Origin of the sequence: Arcicella gelida (assembly GCF_034931025.1) — a bacterium.
GTDB classification, from domain to species: Bacteria; Bacteroidota; Bacteroidia; order Cytophagales; family Spirosomataceae; genus Arcicella; species Arcicella gelida.
Map to the genome: position 1 here is coordinate 1 of NZ_JAYGIL010000076.1, position 1028 is coordinate 1028.

At 34.6% G+C, this 1028-nt stretch carries 2 protein-coding genes; both read right to left on the bottom strand.

All coding sequences use genetic code 11. The features are described from left to right. Positions 1-7: 7 nt before the first annotated feature. Complete coding sequence (locus VB776_RS24470; protein WP_323699469.1) at positions 8-514, bottom strand: IS1 family transposase; 507 nt, start codon at positions 512-514, stop codon at positions 8-10. Between the two features lie 2 nt (positions 515-516). Next, on the bottom strand, positions 517-933 hold the full coding sequence (locus tag VB776_RS24475; RefSeq protein ID WP_323699470.1) for an IS1/IS1595 family N-terminal zinc-binding domain-containing protein: 417 nt from the start codon (positions 931-933) through the stop codon (positions 517-519). Positions 934-1028: the final 95 nt, after the last annotated feature.

The following is a 1028-nucleotide window of genomic DNA, read 5'->3' on the forward strand; positions in this document are numbered from 1 at the left end:
GGTAGTGTTAATCAAGTAATGCTCTTTGTTTGTTATAGTGGCAAATAAAGTATTTTATAGCCCCTATATGATTTTCTAATTTCTTGGAAAAAGACAATGTTTGTCTTACTAATCGGCTACACCTTTGTCTAAGAGTATTGTTAAAACGCTCAATATGATTGGTGTATCCTTTCTCTTTTCCAGCCGCTACATGCTTGTTGGCATCCAACAAATTATAACTTTGCCAGAAATCCGTAAAAAAGACAGCCTTTGTTTTAAAAACAGCTGGAATTTGATTGAAAAGAGCGAGAGCATCTTCCTTGCCTCGTCCGCCTACATGAAAGGCTACAATTTGGCGGTTAGCCGTATTCATTACTAACCAAATCCATTGTTTGTTATCTTTATTTTGTACGAAACTCCATAATTCATCTGCTTCAAAACGATAAACCTCATAGAGTACTCCATCTTTGTTTTCATAAACTTGATTCAATAAATAGTCCTCAATTGGCTCTATAACTGATAAATCTTCCTCCATCGCTATTTCAGATGTCTCAATATTTTCCCGTGAATCTGTAAGCTCAATCGCTGTAGCGTTTTTTTTAAAGGGGCAATACTATAAACAAACTCATCAAATTTGTCATCCAAATAAGTATCCATGCTTGCTTGATCTGGAAGTGCTGCATTTAAATCATCTGGACTTGAGGCATATAAATCACTAAGATAGCCTTGTAACCATATTTCCGAAACCTCCATCGTTCGAGCAATACCTGCTAAAGAGATTCGCTCCAATAAAAGTCTATTAATGAGGTTTTTCTCCTGTTCTGAAATTACTTTCTTCTCGGGATTTAGCACAAATTGACGACCGCAGGATTTACATAAATGATTCTGTTTACCATTATGAATATGACCGTTCAATTTCACTGCATTACTTTTACAACTAGGACACGATAACATAGAATAATACAAGTTTGAGTAAATAACTCTTTTTACACAAAGTTATACCAAAGTTAATCTAAAATGATAGAGAACATTACTTGTTTTACACTACC